The organism is Micromonospora sp. CNZ322, from assembly GCF_007827755.1.
Genome location: NZ_VITD01000006.1, coordinates 104,119 through 129,538 on the forward strand (window position 1 = coordinate 104,119; position 25,420 = coordinate 129,538).

At 72.5% G+C, this 25,420-nt stretch carries 23 protein-coding genes; 14 read left to right on the top strand and 9 right to left on the bottom strand.

Going from position 1 to position 25,420, the window contains the following annotated elements; all coding sequences use genetic code 11:
- Positions 1-19 precede the first annotated feature (19 nt).
- The 4 genes from FB453_RS16390 to FB453_RS16405 all read left to right on the top strand — a co-directional run bounded on the left by FB453_RS16390 (position 20) and on the right by FB453_RS16405 (position 3,285).
- Positions 20-1,069, top strand: coding sequence for a nitronate monooxygenase (locus FB453_RS16390; protein ID WP_145791233.1), 1,050 nt, complete (start codon positions 20-22; stop codon positions 1,067-1,069).
- 68 nt (positions 1,070-1,137) lie between these two features.
- Positions 1,138-2,235, top strand: a complete 1,098-nt coding sequence (locus tag FB453_RS16395) for an SRPBCC domain-containing protein (protein WP_145791235.1) — start codon at positions 1,138-1,140, stop codon at positions 2,233-2,235.
- A gap of 13 nt (positions 2,236-2,248) precedes the next feature.
- Complete coding sequence (locus FB453_RS16400) at positions 2,249-2,878, top strand: CG0192-related protein (protein WP_145791238.1); 630 nt, start codon at positions 2,249-2,251, stop codon at positions 2,876-2,878.
- 65 nt (positions 2,879-2,943) lie between these two features.
- Positions 2,944-3,285 carry an MmcQ/YjbR family DNA-binding protein gene (locus FB453_RS16405; RefSeq protein ID WP_145791241.1) on the top strand — a complete coding sequence of 114 codons (342 nt, stop codon included), beginning with the start codon at positions 2,944-2,946 and terminating at the stop codon, positions 3,283-3,285.
- A gap of 41 nt (positions 3,286-3,326) precedes the next feature.
- Here the strand turns inward: FB453_RS16405 and FB453_RS16410 are convergent, their stop codons facing one another.
- Positions 3,327-5,363 (bottom strand): glycosyl hydrolase family 28-related protein, encoded by a 2,037-nt coding sequence (locus FB453_RS16410; protein ID WP_145791244.1) that lies wholly within the window; start codon positions 5,361-5,363, stop codon positions 3,327-3,329.
- Positions 5,364-5,582: 219 nt separating this feature from the next.
- Between FB453_RS16410 and FB453_RS16415 the strand changes: the two genes are divergently transcribed.
- The 3 genes from FB453_RS16415 (at position 5,583) to FB453_RS34240 (ending at position 7,720) form a co-directional block, all read left to right on the top strand.
- Positions 5,583-6,677: a PIN domain-containing protein gene (locus FB453_RS16415; protein ID WP_145791246.1), complete on the top strand. Its 1,095-nt coding sequence runs from the start codon at positions 5,583-5,585 to the stop codon at positions 6,675-6,677.
- Positions 6,678-6,955: 278 nt separating this feature from the next.
- Positions 6,956-7,177 (top strand): hypothetical protein, encoded by a 222-nt coding sequence (locus tag FB453_RS16420; RefSeq protein WP_030335934.1) that lies wholly within the window; start codon positions 6,956-6,958, stop codon positions 7,175-7,177.
- Between the two features lie 384 nt (positions 7,178-7,561).
- The gene (locus tag FB453_RS34240) at positions 7,562-7,720 is read left to right on the top strand and encodes a hypothetical protein (RefSeq protein ID WP_167457729.1); all 159 of its coding nucleotides are present in this window, start codon (positions 7,562-7,564) and stop codon (positions 7,718-7,720) included.
- Positions 7,721-7,884: 164 nt separating this feature from the next.
- Here the strand turns inward: FB453_RS34240 and FB453_RS16425 are convergent, their stop codons facing one another.
- The 4 genes from FB453_RS16425 to FB453_RS16440 form a co-directional block, all read right to left on the bottom strand.
- The gene (locus FB453_RS16425; protein ID WP_145791248.1) at positions 7,885-8,433 is read right to left on the bottom strand and encodes a DUF1062 domain-containing protein; all 549 of its coding nucleotides are present in this window, start codon (positions 8,431-8,433) and stop codon (positions 7,885-7,887) included.
- Positions 8,434-8,671: 238 nt separating this feature from the next.
- Entirely contained in the window at positions 8,672-9,733 is a 1,062-nt protein-coding gene (locus FB453_RS16430; RefSeq protein ID WP_112731490.1) for a Gfo/Idh/MocA family oxidoreductase, read from the bottom strand.
- A gap of 102 nt (positions 9,734-9,835) precedes the next feature.
- Entirely contained in the window at positions 9,836-10,501 is a 666-nt protein-coding gene (locus tag FB453_RS16435) for a response regulator transcription factor (protein ID WP_112585451.1), read from the bottom strand.
- Entirely contained in the window at positions 10,489-11,781 is a 1,293-nt protein-coding gene (locus FB453_RS16440; RefSeq protein WP_145791250.1) for a sensor domain-containing protein, read from the bottom strand. The genes FB453_RS16435 and FB453_RS16440 overlap by 13 nt, the downstream gene beginning before the upstream one ends.
- A gap of 162 nt (positions 11,782-11,943) precedes the next feature.
- On the opposite strand from FB453_RS16440, the gene FB453_RS16445 reads away from it, so the two are divergent.
- From FB453_RS16445 to FB453_RS16455, 3 genes are all read left to right on the top strand, one after another.
- A complete protein-coding gene (locus tag FB453_RS16445; protein WP_145791252.1) occupies positions 11,944-12,639 on the top strand; it encodes an SDR family oxidoreductase in 696 nt (231 codons plus the stop codon).
- The gene (locus tag FB453_RS16450; RefSeq protein WP_145791255.1) at positions 12,633-14,267 is read left to right on the top strand and encodes an MFS transporter; all 1,635 of its coding nucleotides are present in this window, start codon (positions 12,633-12,635) and stop codon (positions 14,265-14,267) included. Before FB453_RS16445 ends, FB453_RS16450 begins: the two co-directional genes overlap by 7 nt.
- 75 nt (positions 14,268-14,342) lie before the next feature.
- Positions 14,343-15,110, top strand: coding sequence for a TetR/AcrR family transcriptional regulator (locus tag FB453_RS16455; RefSeq protein WP_112585459.1), 768 nt, complete (start codon positions 14,343-14,345; stop codon positions 15,108-15,110).
- A gap of 25 nt (positions 15,111-15,135) precedes the next feature.
- On the opposite strand, the gene FB453_RS16460 is transcribed toward FB453_RS16455, so the two are convergent.
- Positions 15,136-15,957 (bottom strand): MmyB family transcriptional regulator, encoded by an 822-nt coding sequence (locus tag FB453_RS16460; protein WP_145791257.1) that lies wholly within the window; start codon positions 15,955-15,957, stop codon positions 15,136-15,138.
- A gap of 131 nt (positions 15,958-16,088) precedes the next feature.
- On the opposite strand from FB453_RS16460, the gene FB453_RS16465 reads away from it, so the two are divergent.
- The 3 genes from FB453_RS16465 to FB453_RS16475 all read left to right on the top strand — a co-directional run bounded on the left by FB453_RS16465 (position 16,089) and on the right by FB453_RS16475 (position 19,776).
- Entirely contained in the window at positions 16,089-17,006 is a 918-nt protein-coding gene (locus tag FB453_RS16465) for an SDR family NAD(P)-dependent oxidoreductase (protein WP_145791259.1), read from the top strand.
- Between the two features lie 122 nt (positions 17,007-17,128).
- On the top strand, positions 17,129-17,599 hold the full coding sequence (locus tag FB453_RS16470; RefSeq protein ID WP_186718327.1) for a low temperature requirement protein A: 471 nt from the start codon (positions 17,129-17,131) through the stop codon (positions 17,597-17,599).
- An 8-nt stretch (positions 17,600-17,607) separates the two neighbouring features.
- The gene (locus tag FB453_RS16475; protein ID WP_145791265.1) at positions 17,608-19,776 is read left to right on the top strand and encodes a hypothetical protein; all 2,169 of its coding nucleotides are present in this window, start codon (positions 17,608-17,610) and stop codon (positions 19,774-19,776) included.
- A gap of 43 nt (positions 19,777-19,819) precedes the next feature.
- Here FB453_RS16475 and FB453_RS16480 read toward each other — a convergent pair whose 3' ends face one another.
- The 3 genes from FB453_RS16480 to FB453_RS16490 all read right to left on the bottom strand — a co-directional run bounded on the left by FB453_RS16480 (position 19,820) and on the right by FB453_RS16490 (position 21,911).
- Complete coding sequence (locus FB453_RS16480; protein ID WP_145791267.1) at positions 19,820-20,218, bottom strand: hypothetical protein; 399 nt, start codon at positions 20,216-20,218, stop codon at positions 19,820-19,822.
- Complete coding sequence (locus FB453_RS16485) at positions 20,215-20,664, bottom strand: hypothetical protein (RefSeq protein WP_145791269.1); 450 nt, start codon at positions 20,662-20,664, stop codon at positions 20,215-20,217. The genes FB453_RS16480 and FB453_RS16485 overlap by 4 nt, the downstream gene beginning before the upstream one ends.
- A gap of 368 nt (positions 20,665-21,032) precedes the next feature.
- On the bottom strand, positions 21,033-21,911 hold the full coding sequence (locus FB453_RS16490; protein ID WP_145791271.1) for an alpha/beta hydrolase: 879 nt from the start codon (positions 21,909-21,911) through the stop codon (positions 21,033-21,035).
- A gap of 138 nt (positions 21,912-22,049) precedes the next feature.
- On the opposite strand from FB453_RS16490, the gene FB453_RS16495 reads away from it, so the two are divergent.
- On the top strand, positions 22,050-25,355 hold the full coding sequence (locus FB453_RS16495) for a BTAD domain-containing putative transcriptional regulator (protein WP_186718329.1): 3,306 nt from the start codon (positions 22,050-22,052) through the stop codon (positions 25,353-25,355).
- Positions 25,356-25,420 lie beyond the last annotated feature (65 nt).

The window sequence follows — 25,420 nt, forward strand, 5'->3', positions numbered from 1 at the left end:
CCTGCGGCAGGATGGGGGGATGTCCGTCCTGTCCACGTTGCGCCAGCCGATCATCGCCGCTCCGATGGCTGGTGGCCCGTCCACGCCCGCGCTGGTGGCCGCCGTGTCCGCCGCGGGTGGGCTGGGCTTCCTCGCCGCCGGGATGATCGACACCGGCCGGCTGGTCGCCGACGTCGCCGAGGTCCGCGCGCGTACCGATCGGCCGTTCGGTGTGAACCTCTTCCTGCCCGACCCCGGCGCCGTCGACGACGCCGCCATCCGGGCGTACGCCGAACGGCTCGCCCCGCAGGCCGCGCAGCGCGGCGTGAGCCTGGGCGAGCCGGTGGGCGGCGACGACGCGTACCCGGAGAAACTGGCCGCGCTGCTCGCGGACCCGGTCCCGGTCGTGTCCTTCGTGTTCGGGCTGCCCGACCGGGCGGCGGTGACCGCCCTGCGCGAGCGGGGCACCGAGGTGTGGGCCACCGTCACCCGCCCGGACGCCGCGACCGCCGCCGCCGACCTGGGTGTGGACGCGGTGGTGGTGCAGGGCACCGAGGCCGGTGGGCATCGCGGCGGCCTGCCGGACGACGACGACTACGGGTTGCTGCCGCTGCTCCGGCTGACCGCCGCCCGCTGTGACCGGCCGTTGGTGGCCGCGGGTGGCCTCGTCGACGGCCCCTCGGTGGCCGCCGTGCTCGCTGCCGGCGCTGCCGCCGCGCAACTCGGCACGGCCTTCCTGCGCTGCCCGGAGGCGGGCAGTTCGCCGATGCACCGGGCGGCGGTGGCCAGTGCCGCGCCGACCGCGTTGACCCGGGCGTACACCGGTAAGCGGGCCCGTGGCGTGGCCAACGACTTCCTGCGCCAGCACGACGCGGTGGCACCGAGTGGTTACCCGCAGGTGCTGCACCTGACGCGTCCCCTGCTCGCCGATGCCCGGCACGACGCGGACGCATCGGTGGCCAACCTGTGGGCCGGGCAGGCGCACCCGCTGGCCCGGGACGTGCCGGCGGCGCGGGTGGTCGCCGAGGTGAGCGCCGAGGCCCGGGCCGCGCTGGCCACAGTGGTCGAGCGCTCCAGCCGCTGGGGCTGACCAGGACGCCGGCAACCAGCTCGGGCGGGCCGGAAGAGGCCGGTCGGGCAACCCGTTAGAGTCTCGCCGTGATCGAGATCGGTGCGCAGGTCGACCTGTCCCACCCGGCTGAGCGGGTCTGGCGCGCTCTGACCGATCGGGAGTTGCTCGGCCGGTGGTTCGCCGAGGCCGAGACTGTCGAGGGCGTAGCGGACCGGATGCTGCTGCACACCTCCGGTCTGCCCGGCTTCGAGGCCAACGTCGAGGTCGAGGTGACCGAGCGGCAGGAGCCGGACCTCCTCGTGCTGGCCTGCGACGAGGCCGGCCGGCTCAGCGAGCTGACCTGCACGGTCACGACCACGAAGCAGGGCTGCCGACTGGAGCTACGGGAGGTCAGCACGCACGGCGCGTGGTCCGCCGAGCAGCACGAGCCGCGCGAGCAACAGCTCCGGCAGGCGCTGACGGTACGGCTGCCGGCCATCCTCGACTGGCTCGCCTTCCAGCAGGTCGACCTGAGCCGGGCCGACGGTGGGATGACCGCGGAACTGCCGCTGATCGGCGTACGCGGCAGGGCCGGCCGCAACCCCCGTCGGCGTCGCACGCTGGTCGCCGTGGTCGCCGGGGCCGTGCTGGTGGCGGGAACGGCGGCATGGGTTGCGTTACCGCCCGACCCGAAGCCGGCCGCCGCGCCCGCACCGACCGCGACCGCGTCGCCGACCGTCACGGCCGGCAGGACCACCGTCGCTCCCACGGCGACCCCCTCGGCGCGCCCCTCCCGGACCACCGCGTCGGCGACCACCTCGCCGAGTCGGACCCCGTCGGCGAAGCCCTCGCGGACACCCGCGTCGGCTGCGCCACCTCCACCTCCACCACCGGCGCCCGTCACGGCCCGATACGAGACCGACTCCGACCGGCTGTTCGGCTACACCGGCGAGATCGTGGTCCGCAACCCCGGCAGCGCACCGGTGGCGGACTGGGCCGTGGTGGTCACTCTCGCCGAAGGCACCACAGTCGACGACGTCGACGGCGCGAACTGGCGACAGGACAGACAGGTGATCACGTTCACCGGAGCCGCCTTGGCGGCCGGGGGATCCCAGACGATCAGCTTCGACGTCCGCGACAGCCGGCCGAACGCCCGGGAACCGGAGAGCTGCACGATCGGCGGGCAACAGTGCGCGGGCCTCTGACTAGGCTGCCGTCATGGCACTGCTGCACAGGGCGACCCTGCACCCCACGAAGCTGGACCTGCTGACGGCCTGGCTGCCCGACCGACAGTGGTTCGCCGGACCGACCGGCGTCGAGATGGTGATCCGGGGCGCCTACCGCTTCGACGACCCGGCCGGCGAGGTCGGCATCGAGACGATGCTGGTCGGTGCCGCGGACGGGCCGGTCCACCATGTCCCGCTCACCTACCGCGCCGCGCCCCTCGACGGTGCGGACGCCTGGCTGGTCGGCACCACCGAGCACTCGGTGCTCGGCCGGCGCTGGGTGTACGACGGCTGCGTCGACCCGGTGTACGCCGCCGCGCTCGCCGACGCCATCCTCACCGGCAGCGGCCAGGCGGAGCAGTACTTCGAGGTCGACGGTCGGCGCGAGCTGCGTGAGCCGACCATGACGGTCGTCGTCGACGGAGCCGGGGACGCCAACGTGACACCGGTCGGCGTCGTGCGTCGGGTGGTCGATGGGGACAGCACGCTCATCGACACCGACACTGTCGAGCTGGTCGTCGTCCGCCGTCCCGGCGCTGTCGACAGCGCCGGGGCCACCCTGCTCGGCAGATGGAACGGGCAACCGACGAGAGTGCCGCTGGCGTACGTGCGGGCGCGCTGACGTCCCGGTCGCCCGACCCGCTCGTCGCGGTCGACGGGAGGACCGGACGGCCGTACGGTCGGGACGTGGTCACCGTCGCCGATGTGCGGGCTCTCGCCCGAACGCTGCCGCGCAGTAGCGAGCACCTGATCCGGGACCGGGTGAAGTTCCGGGTTGGGTCGATGGTCTACGTCGCCTTCTCGCGGGACGAGGCGACGATGGGCTTCGCGTTCCCGAAGCAGGAGCGGGCCGGTCTGGTCGCCACCGACCCGGAGCTGTTCTTCCTGCCGGGAGAGGCCGACCTGCGCTTCCACTGGATGTGCTGCCACGCCGCGCGACTGGACCACGATCACATGACCGAGTTGGTCGCCGAGGCGTGGCGGATGGTGGTGCCGAAGTTCCTGGCGCGGCAGCGGCTGGGCAGCTGACAGACGGTGGGCGGCCCGACTTCCCGGGCCGCCCACCGCTGTCACCACTGTGCCGGAGGCGGCGGCGGCGACACGGGCGGCCGGTCGTCGCAGGTGATGGTGTTGGGCAGCAGCCACGGCGCGAGCCATCCGCCGTCGTTACCGCCGAGGTCGGTCAGTGTGAACTCCGAACCGGCCGGGGTGAAGTGGAACGATCCACAGTTGTTGACGCCGACCGCGCCGACGTTGCGGGCGTCCACGTTGGCGAACGAGGCGGACCCGGCCGCGCGGGCGCTGACCACCGAGGTGCCGGTGCCGTCGACCCGGACGTTCCGGAACCGCGCATCGGAGATCGAGTAGAGATCCTTAACCGGCCAGTCGCTGACCAGCATGATCGCGTTGTACGTGTTGTCCAGGTACGCGTCGCCGGTCACCTCGATGGGCGCCTCGATGCTGCGATCCAGGGCGAAGACCCAGATCGCGCCCAGCCCGATGTTCCAGTTCAGCTCGTACGTGCCGGCGCGGGCGGTGGTGTTGTTGGTGAACCGCAGGTGCCCGGTGAACGGCTCCGCGCCGAAGCGGGCCCCGGCGTGCAGGCCGCTGCCCTCGCGTACCGGGTCGGCGACCAGGTTGTGCGAGACCGTGGTGTCGGTGCCGCCGTAGATGGCGATGCCGTTGGCCAGGGTCGGTGACTGCACGGTGTTGTGGTCGAACGTGTTCCGTGCGTTGGCCGTCTTCTCCGACCACATCGCCAGGCCGTCGTCGCCGGTGTTGCGGACGAAGTTGTGCGACATGAGGGAGTCGGTCACACCGGTGTGGAAGTTGAGCGCGTCGGCGATCTGGTCGACGATGATGTTGTTGGTGACCCGGACGTTGCGCATCGGGCCGTCGAACCACAGGCCGGCCTTGGTGTGGTGCAGGTAGAGCCCGTCGATGGTGGAGTCGCTCATCGCCCCACCGATCGCGTTGACCTGGTCGGTGTCGATGCGCTCCCGCACGTCGCCCTCGATGGCGAAGCCGGAGAGGTGCACGTTACGGCTGCCGCCGTCGGCGGCGTCGCGCCCGTAGAACCCGACTCCGGTGTGCACCGAGCCGTCCGGCGCGGGCGTTGGCAGGGCGACCTCGCGGCCCTTGATGGTGGTGTACCAGTTGCCGGCGCCCTCGATGGTCACGTCGTCGACGATGATGTGCCGGTTGACCTGGTAGGTGCCCGGCGGGATGTACACCTTGAGGTGGGCGCGCCGAGCGAAGGCGATGGCCCGGTCCAGCGCGTCGGCGGAATCCCGCCGGCCGGTGGGGTCGGCGCCGAAGGCGAGCACGTTCGCGGCGAGCAGTCGGACGTGCGGCGGCGCTACCAACTCGGAGTCGAGCAGGTCGATGACGGTCCAGGCGGCGGCGCTACCGGGCGGCGCGGTGAGCCGGACCTTGTCGCCGGCCCGGTAGGTACGTCCGAGCAGCAGCCGCTGCTCGTCGTAGAAGTGGGTGGGCCGGAACGGCTTGTCGATGCTCGGGTACGGCGTGGTGGCCGACGGCACGCACTGGCACTCGGTGATCCACCAGTCCGGGTGCAGCAGCCCGGCCTGCGGGTCGTTGGTGAACGGGTACTGGTTGTAGAGCCACGAGTACTGCGACGTGAGCGTCATGGTGCGCAGGTGCTTGCCGTTGACGGCGACCCGCAGCGGCGCGGTGATCCCACCACCCTGCGGCGCGTCCGGGATGCTGTACCGCACGGTGATCCCGTTCGCCGCGCTGGGCAGGACGAACTCCACGTACTCCCCGGGGGTGAGCCGGACGGCGCGGCGGCCGGATGCCTCTGCGGGCAACGTGTAGGCGGTCCGGTCGGGCCCGATGATCTCGCCGTTGGTGCGGGCGTTCTCCGCTTCCTGCTCGAGAAAGTCGACGTCCGCGCCGCGTCCGGCGACCAGCGCCGGGTCGAGGGCGGCCCGGGTGACCACCGGCTGCGCGCCGGCGGACGCGGGTGGACTGGCGGCGGCCGCGGTGGGCCCGGCGACCAGCACGGCGAGACCGGCCGCGAGCGCGACGGCGGTGCCGCTGGGCCGGCCGGGGCGTCCCCGCGCCGGCGTGAGGCTGCGAAACATCGGTGACCCTCCTGGGTGGGTGGTGGTGGAGGTCCGCCCGGCGTTCCCCCGACGCCCGACATTGATCGTCATGATGCAGCACCAGACAGGGCACTGCAAGACATCTATCGAACAACGAAAATAAAGGACTTTCAGGCCGCAAGAAATGGACGGCCGTCGAGTTGAGGTGTCGCGCGTCGCCCGCCCCGACCAGCTCACGCCCGGCGTAGGCTGATCCGCGTGGATCAAGAAGACCGGATTGCCCTCTTCCTCGACTACGAGAACCTCGCGTTGGGCGCGCGCGACCATCGCGGCGGCGCGGCCTTCGACTTCCGGCCCATCGCCGACGCGCTGGCCGAACGAGGTCGGGTGGTGGTCCGCCGGGCGTACGCCGACTGGTCCTACTTCGACGAGGACCGCCGCATGCTCACCCGCTCCCACGTCGAGCTGATCGAGATTCCACAGCGGATGGGCGCGTCCCGTAAGAATGCCGCGGACATCAAGATGGCAGTCGACGCGATCGAGCTGGCGTTCGAACGCGACTACATCTCCACCTTCGTGATCTGTAGTGGCGACAGCGACTTCACCCCGCTGGTGCACAAGCTGCGCGAGCTGAACAAGCGGGTCATCGGCGTCGGGGTCGAGGGGTCCACCTCGGGGCTGCTTCCCCCGGCGTGCGACGAGTTCCTGTACTACGACCGCTTGGAGGGCGTGGACATCCCGCCGGCCCGTGGCCGGCGCGCTCGTCCCGCCACCCGGCAGGCCGGCGCGGAGCAACGCCCACCCGAGCCGGAGCGGGAGCACGAGCCGGAGGTGGACCGTCGGCCGGCGGGGGAGGAGCCCGGCCGCGACGTGGACGCCCTCGCCGTGCTCGTCGCCCAGTCGGTCGCCGGGTTGCAGGGCAGCGCCAACGGTGAGGTCACCGCCTCCCGGCTCAAGCGCACCCTGCTGCGCAAGGACCCCACCTTCAGCGAGTCCGACTACGGCTTCCGTACCTTCGGCGAACTGCTGCGCCACCTCGCCGAGCGCAACGTGATCGAGCTGGGCGAGGGGCCGGCGAAGGGTGACCCCGAGGTCTCGCTGCCCGAGCATGGCGACCGCGAGGTGGCGTTCGGCCTACTCCGGGGCGTCGTGGCGGACCTTGGTAGTGGCGGGAACCCGGTGGCGTTGTCCGGGTTGAAGAACCAGGTACGCCGGGCCCGCCCCGACTTCAGCGAGAAGAAGCTCGGCTACCGCAGCTTCCTGCAGTTCTGCAAGGCCGCCGCCACCGCAGGCGTACTGGACCTGCGCTGGAGCCCCGAAGCCGACGACTACCTCCTGACAACCCAAACCTGAGGCCCCGCTCCTTCTCGTGTTGATCAAGAGGTTTGCGTCACCGGGAACGCGATTCGTGACGGGAACCTCTTGATCAACATCGGCTGGGGGTGGGAGTTGCGGGGAGGGTGCAGAGTGGGGCGGGGTTCCTGATTCGCAAGTCAGGAGCGGGAGAACCGCCCGTTATGGTTTCGAACCGTCAACGGTTGGCCCGAAATGCGCCTGGATTGTCGCCCTTGCCCCGGTCCGGGCATACCTGCGCCGTACCCTCGGCGCGGGAATTGCTATACGGTCGGCGAATGAAGGTGGAGGAGCACTGGTGGAACGGAGACACGACCCCGCGCGGGCGCCGGGACGTGTACATCCGTACTGACGGGCAGGGTTGGGAGGTCCGCGCCCAGATCGGTGGGGCGTCGGGTCGTGAGCGGGTGCAGCAGTGCCCAAGCCGGGCCTCGGCGGCCATCCTCGCCGACGCCTGGCGCGGCACCCACCCATCCTGGCGCGAGCTAAAGCAGCGCTGATCCGGCACCGGGCCGGGTCGGCAACGCTCCCGGGCTCCAGCCCGGCGCGCCCGCCGACCGGCCCGGCGCTCGGTACGTTGGTCCGCCGAAAGCGCTCAGCGGTACAGCTGCCGACTACCTCCAACGCACAGGTCACCGCCCTCTGAAGCATGACGGAAGCAACGTCTGCCAGAGGCGCCAATGCCGAATCCAGTCGCGGGCAGTCGTCGCGCGCTTGGCACTCGAGGCAGCCGCCAGCTCGCCACGGCCTCTCAAGAGCCCGACTCAAGTGCGTACTCAGCACCCGTTCGGCCGTATCTGACCAAGGGATCCTGACTACCTCCGTGTCTCCGCCCTCAGGTCGGGTACACGTGGGTCTGCCTGTCGCGCCCGATGGAGGTCCCCATGTCGCACGGTCCCGACGAGGAGAACCCCAGGATCGACGATGAGGCCCGGGAGGCCGAGCGTCGGCTCGCCAACCTGCCCAAGACGTCGGACGACGCGCTCACCGACGACGACGCCCGCGCGCCGGACGACGCTCGCTCCGAGAAGAACGCCGACTGAGGGCTACCGAAACCATGATCCACGCGGTTTCCCTGAAAATGCGGTGTTGGAGGCGGTCCAACTCCCCGCTTTCACGGAAACCGAGTCGATCAAAGTGCTGGCCGCCCATGCCGCTGCCAACGGGGCCTGCCCGGCGTCCCGGCCGGACAGGCCCCGATGGCGCGTCAGCGCTTCAGCGTGAAGGTGAAGTCCCCGGAGAGCTTGCCGCTCAACCGGAACGCCGAAACGATCTTCCCCTCCGCGATCAGTCGGTCGACCTCGCCCCGCGACAAACCGCAACCCTCTGCGATCAGTCGGGTCGGCCGGACCGGGACCCGTGCCGCGTTGCGGACCGCGACGTCGATCACGTCGAGGTCCAGGTGATCCGATCCACCTGTGTCGAGACGCCAGGCGTCGGTCCAGTCCAGGGCGAATCGGTTTTGGTGCTGGACGGCCGGATCCTGAAGCAGTTCAGCGGTCAGGCCGGGGTCGTTGGCATGGAGCCGACCCAGCAGTTCGGGTGGGATGGAGCGCACCGTCATCCGTTCCAGGACGGTGAGCTTGGCCGTCTCCCCGCAGGCGGTGCAGAGCGCGAGCAGCCAGACGTCGAGGAGCTTGTGGTTGGCGTTGACACGGAACTTGCCGCTCGCCCGAAGGCGTTGGGACGCGCACGCGTGGCAACGGCGGCGAATGATGGGCAGGCAGGTGGGCGCGACGGCCCAATTTTTGAGCACAGAAGTACACCGGTCTCAGTGAGAAGTCCGCAGCAAAAAGGAGCGCGGCGCAACTGCGCAACGCGCGACAGATCAGCTCTCGGGAGGTCTCACAGGGTGTACAACGGCACGTCCTTGCCTAGACGACCTGGTTGCGCAGCACGGTAACGGCGCACGGCGGCGCCGCTCCACTGGTTTTCGCGTACGCGTCAGGAGCCCGGGTGGCGGGAGGTGTCGAGCGGTCGGGGGTCCGCCCCGGTCAGGTGGTCGGGACCGGCAGAACCACGCCCTCGGCCGCCGACCGGTGGGCCAGCTCGATCAGCTCGACAGTGTGGACGGAGTCCCGGGGGTCCACCGGCATCGGCGTGCCGTCGCGCAGCGCAGCCGCCACCTGGGCGTAGAAGCTCTGGTACGCGCCGGGTTCGGTCGGCACCGGCCGCAGGTCACCGTCGACGCCGAGCAGGCCGTAGCGGTCCGACGGGACCTCGCCCCAGCCCGGCTGGTCCGGTCGGCCACCGTCGTGCAGCGCCGCCTCCTGCACGTCCAGCCCGTAGCTGGTGTAGCCGGCCCGATCGCCCAACACCCGCAGGCGTGGCCCGAGTTGAGCGGTCACCGCACCCATCCACAGGTGCGAGTGGACCCCGTTGGCGTGGGTCAACGCCACGAAGGCGTCGTCGTCGACGGCCGCACCCGCGCGGCGACGGTCCACCTCCGCGTAGACCCGGTCGACAGGGCCGAACAGCTGCACCGCCTGGTCGACGAGGTGGGCGCCGAGGTCGAAGAGGGCGCCGCCGGCCTCCTCCGGACCGGCGAGCTCCCGCCAGCCCGGCTTGATCGTCGGACGGAACCGCTCGAACCGGGACTCGAAGCGCAGCACCTGCCCCAACTCGCCCTGCTCGACGAGGCGGCGGACGGTCAGGAAGTCGCCGTCCCAGCGCCGGTTCTGAAAGACCGTCAGCGGCACCCCACGCTCGGTCGCCTCGTCGATCAGCACGCGGCCCTCCGCGGCGGTCGGGGAGAGGGGCTTGTCGACGACGACCGGCAGGCCGGCGGCGAGCGCCGCGCGCGCCATCGGCACGTGCTGCCGGTTCGGCGTCGCCACCACGACCAGGTCCAGGGCGTCCGGGGTACGCCACAGCTCGTCGGCGTCGTCGACCAGGCGGGCGTCCGGGAAGTGCTGTCGGGCCTGCTCGCGTCGCTGCGGATCACGGGTCACGATGGCGTCGAGCCGCAGCCCGGGAGTCGCGGCGATCAGCGGGGCGTGGAACACCCGGCCCGCCAGCCCGTACCCCAGCAGACCAACCCGCAGCGCCTTCGCCATGCCGTGCCCCCGTCTCCCTGGTCCGCGCCCTGACCTGGCGCCGGTACCGCTGAGAAGAATCTACGCCGGGGGCGGTCGGGCCCGATCTCGGCCCGGCGCCGGTCAGGTCACCGGGTCGGCGCGCAGGTAGGTGAGGACCGCGAGCACCCGACGGTTGGTGTCGTCGCTGGGTGGCAGGTCGAGCTTGAGCAGGATGTTGCCGACGTGCTTGCCGACCGCCGCCTCGCTGACGTGCAGGCGGCCGGCGATCGACGCGTTGGACCGCCCCTCGGCGAGCAGCGCCAACACCTCGCGTTCCCGGGCGGACAGTGCGGCGAGCGGGTCGCGGGGGCGGTGCAGAAGTTGCCGGACCACGTCCGGGTCGATGGCGGTGCCGCCCCCGGCGACCCGGCGCAGCGTGTCGACGAACTCGGTGACCTCGGCGACCCGGTCCTTGAGCAGGTAGCCGACGCGTTGGCCGTCGCCGCTGTCCAGCAGCGCCGCCGCGTACCCGGTCTGCACGTACTGGCTGAGCACCACGACCGGGAGGTCAGGTCGCTCGGTGCGCAGCGTGACGGCCGCTCGCAGCCCGTCGTCGCGGCGGCCCGGCGGCATCCGGATGTCGGTCAGCACCAGGTCCGGTTGGTGGTCGCGGGCCGCCGCCAGCAGGTCCGGTGCGGAGCCGACGGCCGCGCAGACCGTGAAGTCGAAGCGGGTCAGCAGCGCGACCAGACCCTCCCGCAGCAGCACCTCGTCCTCGGCGAGCACCACCCGGGTCACCGACGACATGGCAGCTCCACCCGGACCACTGTAGGCCCGCCGGGCGGGCTGGACAGCAGCAGCCGGCCGTCCACGGCGGCGACCCGGTCGGCGAGCCCGGTCAGGCCGGTGCCCCGGGCCGGGTCGGCGCCACCCTGACCGTCGTCGGTCACCTCGACGACGAGGTCACCGCCGGCCCGGGTGAGGCGTACGTCGGCGCGGGTCGCCTGGGCGTGTCGGGCCACGTTGCCCAGCGCCTCGGAGACCACGAAGTAGGCGGTGGTCTCCACGATCTCCGGCAGTTCGTCGTGCAGGTCGGCGTGCACGGCGACCGGGATGGTGGCGGCGTCGGCCAGCTCGCGTACGGCGCCGGCCAGGCCGAGGTCGGTGAGGCTCTGCGGGCGGATGCCGTGCACCAACTGTCGCAGCATCACCATCAGGCCCCGGGCCTGGTCGTGCGCCACGGCGAGTGGTCGGGAGGCGGGGGAGTCCTCGGGTACGTCCAGCCGGGCCAGCCCCAGCTGGAGGGTGAGGCTGGTGAGCCGGGGCTGTGCGCCGTCGTGCAGGTCGCGCTCGATGCGGCGGCGTTCGGCCTCGTACGCGCCGACCAGTCGGGTGCGGGAACGGGTGACCTCACGCAGCGCCGCCCCGTCCACCGGGTGGGCCAGCAACCACCGGGCCACGGCTGCCTGGACGGCGGCGAGCAGACCGATGGCGTACCAGAGCACCGGGATCAACAGCACCCCGACGATCGCGTACGGAATGGCTTCGCCGGTGCTGTCGATAGGCTGCCAGATCACCACCGGCTGGTTGGCGTCGCCGGCCAGCCAGGGGCTGGAGATCATTCCAAGGTCGAGCAGTACCAGCACCAGGAACACCCAGTACGCGACCGGCGTGAACCCGCCCAGCCAGAACAGGTACGCCACCTCCCGCCAGGTCGCGGCGCTGCGGTAGCGGGCGACCAGGCCCGGCCACGGCGACGAGGCCAGCGGACGACCGTCGACGAGCCCGACCCGCCACCGCTCGACGACGGCCACCGGGAAGCTAACGAGCGGGGCCAACGCCAACAGGGTGAGGCTGCCGGTCGCCAGGAACAGCATCAGCGCGATGCTTGGCGGTCGGCCGTGCTGTCGGAGCCCGTTGGCGGCGGCCAGCAGGGGGGCGCCGATGACGAGCAGCCCGACGCCGAGCACGCCGGCGATCGGCACGGTGGTCACCAGGTAGGCCAGCGCGCGCCAGGGCCACGCGGAGATCAGCCAGCGGCGGCGGCGTAGCGCCTCGGCCAGGTGCGAACTGTGTTCCGTGGTCATGCAGCAGACGCTAATCGGGAGCGACCGGGTGCCCCAGCCGTCCAGATCCACTCTTCGGGGTATGCCCAGCACTACCGGCGCACGGGTGTGCGGGGTCCGGAAACGGGAAGAACGCGCCGTCGCGCGGCCCGCGTGACCTGTGCCGGCGACGGCTGGAGAGACATGGGTGCCAGAACCTTCGTGGTGGTCGGCGGGACCAGCGGTCTCGGCCTCGCGGTGGCCCGACTGCTCGTCGACGAGCATCAGGTAGTGGTGTTCGGCAACGTGCCGGCCGAGGTCGCCGCCGCGACCGACGAGCTGGGTTGCGACGGCGTCGTCTGCGACGTCTCCTCCTACGAGCAGGTCCGCGACGGGCTCGCCGAGGTGGTCGAGCGCTACGGCACTATCGACGGGGTGGCGGCCTGCGCCTCCATGTGGGCGGGCGGCGACCTGGGGGACCTGTCGGTGGAACACATCCGCCGGGCCGTGGAGGTCAACGTTCTGGGCATCACGTACCTGCTGCGGGAGGCGGTGCGGCACCTGCACCGACAGGGCCACGGCAACGTCGTCTACATCGGCGCGCTGGCGCTGGCGGCGCCCCGGCCCGGCATCCCCGTCTACCGGGCCACCAAGAGCTACGGCAACAGCCTGGTCGATTCGCTGGCCGAGGCCCAGCACAGCAACCGGGTCAAGGTGATGCAGCTGCATCCCGGGCCGATGCCGACGCGGCTACAGGAACGGGTGGGTGCCGAGTTCCTGGACAAGGTGTACGCCATGCCCGAACAGGTCGCCACCGAGGTCGTCCGGTTGCTGCTGCTCGAACCCGACGACCTCTACGTCTCGGGTGAGCGCGTGTTGCGCGCGGACGGGCGGTGGTGACGGCCGCAGCCGGACCCGCCGACCGTCCGGCCTCGGCCTGGGCGCCGCTGCGTACGGCGGTCTACCGCAACCTGTGGCTGGCCCTGCTCGCCGCCAACATCGGCACCTGGATGCAGACCGTCGGCGCGCAGTGGCTGCTGATCAACCACTCCAACGCCTCCACCCTTGTCGCGTTGGTGCAGACCGCCAGTCTGCTGCCGGTCCTGCTGCTGGCGTTGCCCGCCGGGGTGCTGGCCGACAGCTTCGACCGCCGGCACCTGTTGATCGCCGTGCAGCTGTTCCTGGTGGCGGTGGCGGTGGCGTTGACCCTGCTCACCCTGGCCGGCCGGATGCCGCCGGCGCTGCTGCTGACCCTCACCTTCGCGTTCGGGGTCGGACAGGCGCTGACCCTGCCGGCCTGGGCGGCGGTGATTCCGGAGCTGGTGCCGCAGGACCAACTGCGGTCGGCGTCCGCGCTCGGTTCGATAAGCGTGAACGTGGCGAGGGCGCTCGGGCCCGCGGTGGCCGGCGTGCTGATCGCCCGTACCGGCGTTGCCCCGGTCTTCGGCATCAACGCTGTCGCATTCGGGATCTTCGCGTACGCGCTGTGGCGCTGGCGGCCCGGTAACGCCCGCGCGGTCGAGGTGCCCGAGCGGTTCACCGCCGCGTTGCGCGCCGGCAGCCGCTACGTACGCCACTCGCCGGCCGTCCGCCGGCTGTTGCGTCGTGCGTTGGTCTTCGTGGTCCCGGCCAGCGCGCTGTGGGCGTTGCTGCCGTTGGTGGCGAGTCGGCGGCTGGGGCTGGGCTCCGGCGGGTACGGGGTGCTGTTGGCCGCCCTCGGCGTGGGCGCCATCGCGGGTGGGGTGCTGCTGGCCGTGATCCGCACCCGGCTGTCGGCCAACCAGCTTCTGCTGATCGCCGGGGCGCTGTTCACAGTGGCGCTGACAGTGGTCGGCACCGTGCGGGCGGTGCCGCTGGTGCTGCTGGCCCTGCTGCCCGCCGGGATGGCCTGGGTGACGGTGCTGGCCAACGTCAACGCCGAGATGCAGCTCTTCCTGCCCAGTTGGGTGCGGGCCCGGGGCCTGGCCGTCTACCAGGTGTGCTTCGCCGGTGGGCAGGCGGTCGGCGCGCTGCTCTGGGGGTTGGTGGCCGACATGGCCGGGCTGCTCCTCGCGTACCTGGCGGCGGCGGCGCTGATGCTTCTCGGCACCCTGACGAGTCGGATCTGGCCGTTGCCGGACCTGCGGTCGGTGAACCGGGAACCGGCGGCCTACTGGCCGCAACTGCACCTGGCGCACGAGCCGGACCCGGGGGTGGGGCCGGTGCTGGTGACGGTGCAGTACACCGTCCGGCCGGAGCGGACCCAACGGTTCCTGGCGGCGATGGACCTGGTGCGTGGCGCGCGGCAGCGGACCGGCGCGATGCGCTGGGGGCTGTTCCGCCCGGCCGAGACGGTGGACCGCTTCGTCGAGGTGTATCTGGTGCCGTCCTGGGACGAGCACCTGCGCCAGCACGGTGGCCGGTTGACCGGTGAGGACCGCGCGGCCGAGCAACGGGCCCGGGAGCTGACCGACGGGGAGCCGGAGGTCCGACACCTGGTGCCCGCCGCCGCCGGTCCGACGCTGTCCGACGACCGCGAGGCGCTCTGACAGCGTTGCGGGGCGCGCGAGAGCAGGCCGGCGCGGTCGTACGGCGTACGGCCTCGTTGTTAGGATGGCCGCACCATGGCGAGTGAGCGCAAGGCGACCGCGGACCCGGCCCGCAGCCTGGCCCTTCTCTGGCGCACCCGCGAGCCGACCAGCCGCAGCGCCGGTCCAGCGCTCAGCGTCGACCGGATCGTCCGGGTGGCGATGGACATCGCCGACGCCGAGGGGCTCGACGCGCTGACCATGCGCCGGGTCGGTGAGGCGCTGGGGGTCGGCACGATGTCGGTCTACACCTACGTGCCGGGCAAGGCCGAACTCGTCGCCGTCATGATCGACACTGCGTACGGCGAGATGCCGCGCCCTGTCGTCGAGGGCGACTGGCGGACCAGGCTGGAACGGATCGCCCGCGACAATCTGGCGCTCTACCAACGGCATCCGTGGATGCTCCGGGCCGAGACGACCCGCCCGGTGCTCGGTCCGCACCTGATGGCCAAGTACGACTACGAGCTCGGCGCGATCGTCGACATCGGGCTCACCGACGTCGAGGTCGACGCGGTGCTCACCCTCGTGCTGGGTCACGTGAAGAGCGCCGCCCGGGCCGCCTCCGAGGTGGTCGACCTGGAGCGCGAGACCGGCATGACCGACGGTCAGTGGTGGCAGTCGCACGCGCCCTGGCTGGAGACCTTCCTGAAGCCCGGCGCCTACCCGACCGCGTCCCGGGTCGGCACGGCCGCCGGCCAGCAGCACGGTGCCGCGTACGGCCCGGAGTACGCGTTCGAGTTCGGTCTGCAACGCGTCCTCGATGGGATTTCGGTGGTGGTCGCCGAGCGGGCGGCCAACCGATAGCCGGTCCTCTTCGGGGACGGCGACGCTAGCGCGGTGCCGCCCGTCGAGCCAGCCGGGCCAGCGAGCGCGCCGACGGGCTGCCCGGCTCGGCGTGATAGACGACCAGCGACTGGGTGGTGCCGCTGATCGCGAGCTTCTCGTAGCGCAGCGCCAACTCGCCCAGCTCCGGGTGCTGGAACACCCGCACCCCGCCGCCCGCACGGGCCGTGACGTCGTGGCGGGCCCACAAACGCCGAAACCGCTCGCTGCCAGCCGTCAGCTCCTCCACCAGCTCGATGAGGCGGGGGTCGTCCACCTCGGGGCCGACCTGTGCGCGCAGGCCGGCCACCGCGTTGGCCGCGACCGCCGTCAGAGCCGGGTAGAGCGCCGGCACGCTCGGGTCCAGGAAGACCGCGCGCAGCAGGTTCACCCCAGTGGTGAAGATCGGCGCCAGCACCGTCGCGGCGGGGTTGGCGAAGAGCACGTCCAGGTGTCGACCGTGCACGAAGGCGGGCGTCCCGGCCCACGAACCGACCAACTGCCGGATGCCCACCGGCACCCGCTCCGAGGGTCGCGCCGTCCGGCGGGCCGGCACCGGCCGGGCCAGGCCGTGCAGGTGTGCCGCGGCGTCCGCGTCCAGCCTCAGAGCGCGGGCCAGCGCCTCGACCACCTGCGTCGACGGGTGCCGGTCACGCCCCTGCTCCAACCGCAGGTAGTAGTCGGCGCTGATGCCGGCGAGCAGGGCCGCCTCCTCGCGCCGCAGGCCGGGCACCCGCCGACGGCCGTGCGCGGGCAGGCCGACGTCACCCGGCCCGATCAGCTCGCGCCGGGCACGCAGGTATTCGCCCAGCGGGCCGGCCGTGCTCACCCGCCCATCGTAGGAGCCGCCACCGACCGCCCAGCCTGGTCCTGCCACTACCAGGAAAAGCAGGGAACCGGCTAACGCCTGCCACCGGGGTGACAGTGTCGGAGTAAGGGTGATCGAGAGACGGGACAGCAATGACAGAGCGCATCACGACCCCCTTCGGTTTCGCCTCGACCGCCGACGAGGTCATCGCCGGGGTGGACCTGAGCGGCAAGCGGGCCATCATCACCGGCGGCGCCGCCGGTATCGGCATCGAGACGGCCCGTTCGCTCGCCGCCGCCGGCGCCGAGGTCGTGCTCGGGGTCCGCCGGGTCCCTGCGGGTGAGCAGGCCGCCGCCGACATCGCGGCCAGCATCGGCGCGGAGCGGGTCACCGTCCGCGCGCTGGACCTGGCGGACCAGACCTCGGTACGCCAGTTCGTCGCCGGCTGGGACCAGCCGCTGCACATCCTCGTCAACAACGCGGGCATCATGGCGCTGCCCGAGCTGGAGCTCACCGCCGAGGGCTGGGAGATGCAGTTCGCCACCAACTTCATGGGGCACTTCGCGTTGACCGTCGGCCTGCACGACGCCCTCGCCGCAGCCGACGGTGCCCGGGTGGTGTCGGTCAGCTCCAGCGGCAACCTCTTCTCCCCGGTGATCTTCGATGACCTGCACTTCGCGTTCCGGCCCTACGACCCGCTGCTGGCCTACGGGCAGTCCAAGAGCGCCGAGGCCCTGCTCGCCGTGGAAGCCACCCGCCGCTGGGCCGACGAGGGGATCTACTCCAACGCGCTGAACCCGGGCGCGATCGCCACCGGGTTGCAGAAGCACACCGGTGGGCTCAAGTCGCCAAAGGAGATGCACAAGACCCCGCAACAGGGTGCGGCGACCTCGGTGCTGCTCGCGGCCTCCCCGTTACTGGACGGCATCGGCGGCCGCTACTTCGAGGACTGCACCGAGGCCCCGGTCGTCACCGAGCGGCCCGCCGACTACAGCGGCGTGGCCGCGTACGCGGTCGACCCGGGCAACGCCGAGCGGCTCTGGACTGTGGCGTCCGACCTGACCTCCTAGCGCGGCGTCACCGGCTGCCGCCGAACCACGACGGCCCGGCTCGGCGGAACCGACCCGGGCCCCGCGGTCCGGGTGGTACGACTGGGGCGGCGGTGGCAGCTGCGGGCCGGGGAAGGATGGCGATGGCGGGCAGGCTTCCGGGACGGCTGCTGCTCCGGCGGGAGAACCCGGGCAAAACGTCGTTCCTGGAACTCTTCTTCGACCTGGCGTTCATCTTCGCGCTGACCCGGTTGTCCCGGGCGCTGCTCGACGACCCCAGCTTCAACGGTGGTTTCCAGACGCTGCTGATGCTGGCGGCGCTCTGGTGGGTGTGGTTCGTGACCGCCTGGTCGGCGGACTGGTTCGACCCCCGGGCTCCGCTGATCGTCACCCTGCTGCTCTGGACGATGTTCGGCGGCCTGCTGATGGCCGCGGGTGTGCCGGCGATCATCGTGGGCGGGCTGGCGACAGTGCGGTCTCCGCAACTGGTCAACAGCGCCGTCGTCGCCGGGGTGCTGCTGCTGATCGTCCTGTTCGACGCGATGCCGGCACTGCGGCGGTCCATGCGCCAGCCCGGGGAGAGCGACGCACCCAACAAGCGGCGACACGGATAGCGCCCCCGATGCCTGAGGGAAGACAGCGGCACGGCGACCAACCGCGACGACACGACGTGGTGGAGTTGCGGGTGCACGGCGTGTCCGGGGCGGACCCAACGGTCATCCTCGACCAGCCGCAGGTCCGGCAGGTCGCCGGCGACGGCAGCGGGGGCTTTCACCGCGGCACCCGGTCCGACGGCGACGGCCCGGACGGGATAACGCTGGAGGCTTACCGCTGGGGTGACCTGCCCTCGGGCACCGTCGGCCGGACCCTCGCCATGGTCTTCCTACTGCCGTTCATGCTCAGCAACGTGGCCGTGTGGATGCGCCCCACCGGCCGCCGCCGCGCCGTCGCGGTCAGCGTGCTGTGTCGGCTCCTCGCGCTCAACCTCACAGTGCTGTACGTGGTGTCCATCGCCGGAGTGGCCCTCGACCTGCTCGCCTGGCGGTGTCTCGGCGCGGCCCGCTGCCGCCCGCCCTTCGACACCATGGCCGGGCTCGACGGTCGGAACGTCGGGCAGCGGCTGGTCGTGCTGGCGCTCCTGCCGATCGCCGCCATAGCGGTCCTGCGCCTCCTCGGCACCCGTCGGTCCGGCCCGGCCGACAACCCACTGCGGGCCGTGGAGCCGCTGGTGCACCGGTTGCGCGCGATCCACGTGGCCGCCGCGCTCGCCGTACTCAATGTCGTGCTGCTCACGGCCCGTCGCGCCAGCGGCGCGACGTTCTCCACGACGCTGCTGCTGGCGCTCAGCGCGGCGGTGTTGCTGGCCTGCGTCGGTCTGCTCGCCGCTCCGGGGATGCTCGACCGGGCGGCGACCGCCCGAACGGCGACCTGGACCGCCCGCACGGCGGGCGCGCTGTCGGCCGTCCTGACCGTGGCGACCCTCGTCACCGTGGCGAGCGACCGGCGCGACTGGTCGTCGGCGGCCGAACTTCCCGGCTACGGCGGGATCGCCGGCGCAGCTCTGTTGGGCCAGATGACGTCGCTGGTGCTGCTCAGCGTGGTGGTGCTGTGGCAGCGCGGTCGGGTGGGCGGCCGGTCCGCGCTGCCGGGTGGCCTGGGCGCGGCGGTCCTCGCCGCCCTCGCGGTCGGCCTGTCCGGCGCGCTCTCCGCCGGCCTCGTCTACCAGACGGGGGAGTTGCTCGGCGGCTACCGCGGTGATGGTGGGCCACCGTTGCCGTACCGCTGGACGCTGCTGGCCTTCTTCCTGCACGTGGTCGCGGCGGTGCTGCTGTGCGGCGCGTTGACCGTCGTGTCGCGGCGGCGCCGGCTGCGTGCGGCTGCGGCGATCACCGCCCGTGACTTCCCGGTCGTGCCAGCGGAGGCGGTCGGCAGGTTACGGCTGACGACGAAGACCATCGCCCGGGCGCGGTTCACCGAGTGGTTGGGTCCGCTGGCCGCCACGTATGCGGCGCTCGCGGTGGTCGGACTGGCCACGAGTCTGGTGGGGCGTAGCGGGCGCGAACCGGAGGACTTGACCCGGCAACTGCTCGGGCTGCCGGCCGGAGCCGTCCAGATGGGGCTCAGCGGGGGTAGCTACCTTGTCGCCGCGTTGCTGCTCACGCTGGTGACCGGTGGCGTGTTCGCCTATCGGACCGCGTGGTTTCGCCGACACGTCGGCATCCTGTGGGACCTGGGCACCTTCTGGCCCCGGGCCGCGCACCCGTTCGCCCCGCCGAGCTACGCCGACCGCGCGGTGCCGGAACTGGCTGACCGGATCAGCCAACTGGCCGAGCGGCACGTCGGGGTTCTGCTCTGTGGGCACAGCCACGGGTCCGCGCTGCTCGCGCTCGCGGTGCTGCGGCTGCCCCCGCGCGTACGTCGACGGGTCGCGCTGCTCACCTACGGGTCACCGCTGGACCGCCTGTACGCGCGGCTCTTTCCGGCCTACCTCAACGAGGAGGTGCTGCGTGACGTGGGGGAGCGGGTCGAGTGGCGGTGGCTCAACCTCTGGCGGGACACCGACCCGGTCGGCGGCTGGGTCTTCGCCGCACACCGCCCCGGCGATCCATCACCGGACCCGACCGATCCGGCGGGCCAGGTCGACCGGCGGTTGCGGGACCCACCGGACCTGCTGCCGGCGCCGGGGGAGCGGTCAGCGCCGCCGCTGCGCAGGCACCATCCGGGCGAGACCGACCCCGAGTTCCGGGCGGCGGTGCGCGAACTCGCCGAACGCCTTCGTGGTGCCAGCTGAACCGGCCGGTCGTGGGGCGGGCGGTGCGGGGACGCCACCGCGGTCAACGGTCCATCTCGGGAATCCGGTCCGACTCTGCCACCGTCGCTCGGACCTTGCGCAGCGTGGCGTCGGGGGCACGGATCGCGGCGCGCCAGCGGTCCAGCGTCCGGGTGAGCACCCGGACCACGAACTGCAACTGGTTGACCTGTTCGCGGAGCGTGCCCAGTTCGGACCGGGCGCTGAACGCCTCGCCCTCCAGTTGGGTGATCCGCGTCTGCAACGGCTGCACGAGCGTGAGGGCGGCCTCGGTGAGCGTGTCGGCGGCATCGGCCTTGAACTTGCCCCGCTGAACCACGACGGTGGCGATAGCGGCGAGGCCGGTGCCTCCGCCGAGGATGCCGAGCACGCTGAGCGCCACCTGCACCCAGTGCGGTGCAGCCGGTGCGGGTGCGGTGATCACGTAACACCTGCCTGCAACTGTTCGTATGTCACAAATTCGCACGCTCGGGCCAGGCGACGAAGGTCGATGGCGATCTGCGCGGCCCGCCAGAGCGACCCGACCGTCACCGCCATCACGAACGACGTCGCGACGATGGAAGTTCGGCCCGACATGACCAGCACGGCTACCGCGTACATGCCGGTGATCGTGCCGAGCACCAGTACCGACGCGAGTTCGAGGCCGAGCCCGGTGGAGAGCCGGCCGGGCCAGAGGATGCCCAGTAGTCCACCCACGCCCACCGCGATCAGACCCAGCTCCCAGGCGACCTGGATCGGCCCCGGCATCGACGTCTGAACGGACGTCGGCCGGACATTCAGGGTCATCATCAGAATGCCGCAGAGAGATGCCGCGGCCAGGACAGCGATCTCGTACGGTTGGTTACGCGACCGGATACGGAGGTTTCCCACAGCAACTCCTTGGTCGAGGACCGGCGTCCGGCAGCGGCTGGTGGACCAGTGCCGTTCGGCGGGTCGCGACTGTCGAGCTGCGGTCCGTGCGGCGAAGCCCAGTGGTGCGTTGCCTGTGGACGGTCGTTGGGGCGAGAAGATGGAACGACTCGACGTCGTTGGCTGCCGATATCTGCCTGTGTATCACCGATGACCGGTTGGCGTCCACCTGGTGTAACGTCGCATTCCCGCAGGTCAAGGCCCGTTGCCGGCCGGTTCTTGGGCTGCTGGGCGGGTGAAGCGCGGCGACCCGGCCGTACGATCACCTGGCGACAAGGAGTGTCGGATATCTTGCCCAGGGTGACAGTGGTGGCCGGGTCGCCGATCGATCAACGGGCGAGCAGGGCGCGCAGCGCCCGGAGCACCTCGGCCGGGGCCTCCTCCGCCATGAAGTGTCCGCAGGTGACCGTCTGGTGGTCCAGGTCGGGTGCCCAGGCCCGCCACACCGCCGCCGCGTCGTAGCCCAGCGCCGCACCCCAGTCCTGCTGGAGCACAGTCACCGGCATCCGCAGTTGGTTGCCGGCCGCCCGGTCAGCGGCGTCGTGGGCCACGTCGATCCCGGCGGACGCCCGATAGTCGGCGACGATCGAGGGGACGGCGTCGCGGGACGCGCGCAGGTACGCGGCCCGCACCTCCGCCGGCAGGGCCTCCGGATCACGGGTCCAGACGTCCAGGAAATGGCCGAAGAAGGCGTCCGGGCTGCCGGCGATCAGCTCCTCGGGCAGGCCGGGCGGCTGCGCCATCAGGTAGAGGTGAAACGCCACGGCGGCGCTGGCGCCGTGCAGCACGTCCCACATGTCCACCGTGGGTAGCACGTCGAGCAGGGCCAGCTGACTGATCGCCGCCGGATGGTCGAGGCCGGCGCGGAACGCGACCAGGGCGCCCCGGTCGTGCCCGGCCAACGCGAACCGATCGTGACCGAGCGCGCCGGCCAGCGCCACGATGTCGGCGGCCATGGTGCGCTTGGCGTACCCGGTGCCGTCGGTGTCGAGGGGCTTGTCGCTGTCGCCGTAGCCGCGCAGGTCGGGGCAGATGACCGTGTGGTCGGCGGCCAGATCGGCGGCGACGTGCCGCCACATGAGGTGGGTCTGCGGAAAGCCGTGCAACAGCACGATCGCCGGCCCGGAACCGCCCACGGCGGCGTTGAGCGTCACCCCGTCGGCGACGGTGACGCGTCGGTAGTCGAATCCGTTGATCTTCGGGTCCACGGGGAACCTTCCTGGTGAGCAGTGCCGGCGGGGGCGGTGGCCCGTCGCCGTCGTACCTCACCGAGCCTGTCCGGCGGTGATCAGCAGCCGGTCAGCGTCGGATCAGTGCCGGCCGGGCCACGGGCCTAGATTGGTGCCATGACCAGGCAGCTGACGGCGCCCGTCGCGGTGACCTTCGGCGTACTCGGGCCGGTGATCGCCGCGACCGAGCGCGGCCCGGTCCCCCTGCGGGGGCACCGGCAGCGCCTGGTGCTGGGCCGGCTGTTGATCGCCCACGGTCGGGTGGTGCCGGTGGATCGTCTCGTCGACGACCTGTGGGAGGTCGCACCGGACGGCGCGGTGGGCGCGATCCGGACCTTCGTCGCCGACCTGCGCCGGGCCCTGGAGCCCGACAGACCACCCCGGCAGCCGCCCCGGATCCTGGTCACCGAGCCGCCCGGGTACGCGCTGAAGGCCGCACCGGACGCTGTCGACGCCGGACAGTTCGAGGCGGCCGTCGGCGAGGCGGGCCGGCTGCTGGCGGCCGGGCGTCCCGCGCCGGCCCTGGCCGCGCTGGAGTCGGCGCTCGGGCTCTGGCGCGGGCCCGCGTACGCCGACTGCGCCAACGAGTCCTGGGCGGTCGCGGAGATCAACCGGCTGGACGAGCTGCGGATGCTCGCCGTCGAGCGGCGGGCAGAGGCGCTCCTGGCGGTGGGCCGACCGGACGAGGCCGCCGCGGACCTACCGGCACACCTGGCCAGCCATCCGCTGCGCGAGGACGCCTGGCGACTGCTCGCGACGGCCCGGTACCGCGCCGGCCGGCAGGGCGACGCGCTGGCCGCGCTGCGGGAAGCCCGCCACGTCCTGGTGACCGAGCTGGGCGTGGACCCGGGGCCCGAGCTGCGACGGCTGGAAGCCGACATCCTGGCCCAGGCGCCGCACCTCGCCCCGGCCCTCGACCGGGCCGCCACCCCCGGCCTCGGGGAACCCGTTCGACAGGTCCAGGCGGAGCAGCGCCCGTTCGTGGGCCGCGACGCGGAGCTGGAACTGCTGCGGCGCGCCGCCGAGGCCGCGTCCCGCCACCGCCAGCCCACGCTCGTCCTGCTCAGCGGCGACCCGGGCGCCGGCAAGACGGCACTGGCCGAGGCCCTGACCCGGCGACTCGCCGCCGAGGGCTGGACCACGGCGTGGGGACGCAGCCCGGAGTACGAGGGCGCTCCGCCAGCGTGGCCGTGGACCCAGATCACCGACGCGCTCGCCGGGCCGGCCGCCCCCGTCGCCGCTCCCGCCCCCGCCAGCTCGGCTGACGGCTCGGCTGACCCCGCCACCGTACGGTTCCGTCGACACCGCGCGGTGGCCTCGCTGATCTCGGCGGTCGCCGACCGGGAGCCGGTCCTGCTGGTCCTCGACGACCTGCACCGCGCCGACGGTGACACCCTGGACCTGCTGACCGCACTGCTCACCGGCCCGCAGCCGGCCGGCGGGCCGGTGCTGATCCTCGGCACCTACCGGGCCACCGAGATCAGCCCGGAGCTGACCGCCACCCTGGCCCGCGCCGCCCGGCTGGAGCCGGTCCGGGAGTATCTTGCCGGCCTGCCCGCGTCGGCGACCGGCGAGCTGGCCGGCGCCATCGTCGGGTCGGAACTGGACCAGGCCACCGCCCGGTCGATCCACCAGCGCAGCGGCGGTAACCCGTTCTTCGTCCGCGAACTGGCCCAGCTGTACGCGAGCACGGGGCAGGCGGGGTTGGCCGCCGTGCCGCCCGGGGTACGCGACGTGATCCGGCACCGGTTGGCGCAGCTGCCGGCCTCGACCCGTACCGTGCTGCGGCAGGCGGCCGTGCTCGGCCGGGACCTCGACCCGGACGTGCTGGGCGTGTTGGCCGGTGACCCGACGACAGCGCTGGACGCCGTGGACCGCGCCCTGGCGGCCGGGTTCCTCACCGAACGGGAGTCCGACGGGCGGCTGCGCTTCACCCACATCCTGGTCCGCGACACGCTCTACGCCGACCTGTCCGCGCCGCGCCGCGCCACCTGGCACGGGGCCGTCGTCGAGGTGCTGCGACAGCGGGAACCCGTCGATCCGGCGGCCCTCGCGTACCACCTGCTGCGCGCCGGCGGGCCGGTCCACGCCGCCGAGGCGTCGACGTACGCCCAGGTGGCGGCCGAGCGGGCCGAACGGGGCGGCAACCCCCACGAGGCGGCCCGCCTGTGGGGCCAGGCGATCGACGCGTACGGCCGCGCCGGCGGGGTCGAGCCGCGTGGGCGGGTGACCGCGCTGCTCGGCCTGGGGCGGGCGCTGGCCGTGACGGGCCGGCTGGCCGAGGCGCGGCTACGGCGTGCCGAGGCGATCACCGTCGCCGAGTCCACCGGAGACCCCCTGCTGATCCAGGAGGCCCTGGCTGGCTTCGACGTGCCCGCCAGTTGGACGCGCAACGACGACGACCTGCTCTCCGGGCACATCGTCCGAGCCGCCGAACACGCCCTGACCGCGCTCGGCCCGATCGGCTCGGCGCAGCGCAGTCGGCTGCTGAGCACCCTCGCGTTGGAGCTGCGCGGCACCACCACCGATCGTGGCCGCCGCGCCGCCGTCGAGGCCGAGACGATCGCCCGCGACATCGGCGACCCCGGGCTGTTGGCCTTCGCGCTCAACGCCCGTTTCATGCACGCCTTCCAGCGCGTCGGTCTTGCCGACGCGCGGGCCCGGATCGGCGTGGAACTGGTCGAGCTGGCCGCCCGGCACCACCTGGTGACCTTCGAGGTGCTCGGCCACCTGGTCCTGGTCCAGGCCAACTGCGCGCTGGCCGACCGGCCCGCCGCCGACGCGCACGCCCGCGCCGCCGACCGCCTCGCCGAACGGTACGAGCTGCCGTTGGTCGGTGTCTTCACCCGGTGGTACGCCGCACTGCGCCTGGCCCTCGACGGCGGGTCGGACGCGGCGGCGCAGGCGTACCGCTCGGCGGCCGACCGGGTGAGCGCCGACAGCATGCCGGGGCTGACCCAGGGGTTGCTCCCGCTGGCCCTGCTCGGCCTGCGGCTGGCCGATACCATCGGCGCCGACCGGCCGACCATCGGGCTCGGCGCTGCCGACTGGGCGGACCTGGACTGGGGGCCGCACGAACCGTGGGTCCGGCCGTTGCTGCTGCTCGCCGCCGACGACCGGGACGCCGCCGCGGCCGCCCTGCGGGCGCTTCCCGAGGGGCCGCACGATCTGCTGCGTGAGGTGCGGCTCTGCCTCGTCGGTCGGGCGGCGCGCGCCCTCGACGACCGGGCCACGATGACGCGGGTCCACGCCGAGCTGCTGCCGGCCGTCGACGAGCTGGCCGCCGGCAGCGGGGTGCTCACCGTCGGCCCGGTGGCCGGGCACCTCGCCGACCTGGCCGCCGCGTTGGGCCGGCACGAGGAGGCGGCCGAACACCGTCGTACGGCCCGTGCGGTGACAGCGCGCGCCCGCGCCACCGCCTGACCCTCGCCCGCGGGCACCGCGACTTGCCGGTTTCCGCCGGAACCCACCGGCCGGTGCGGTCAGAT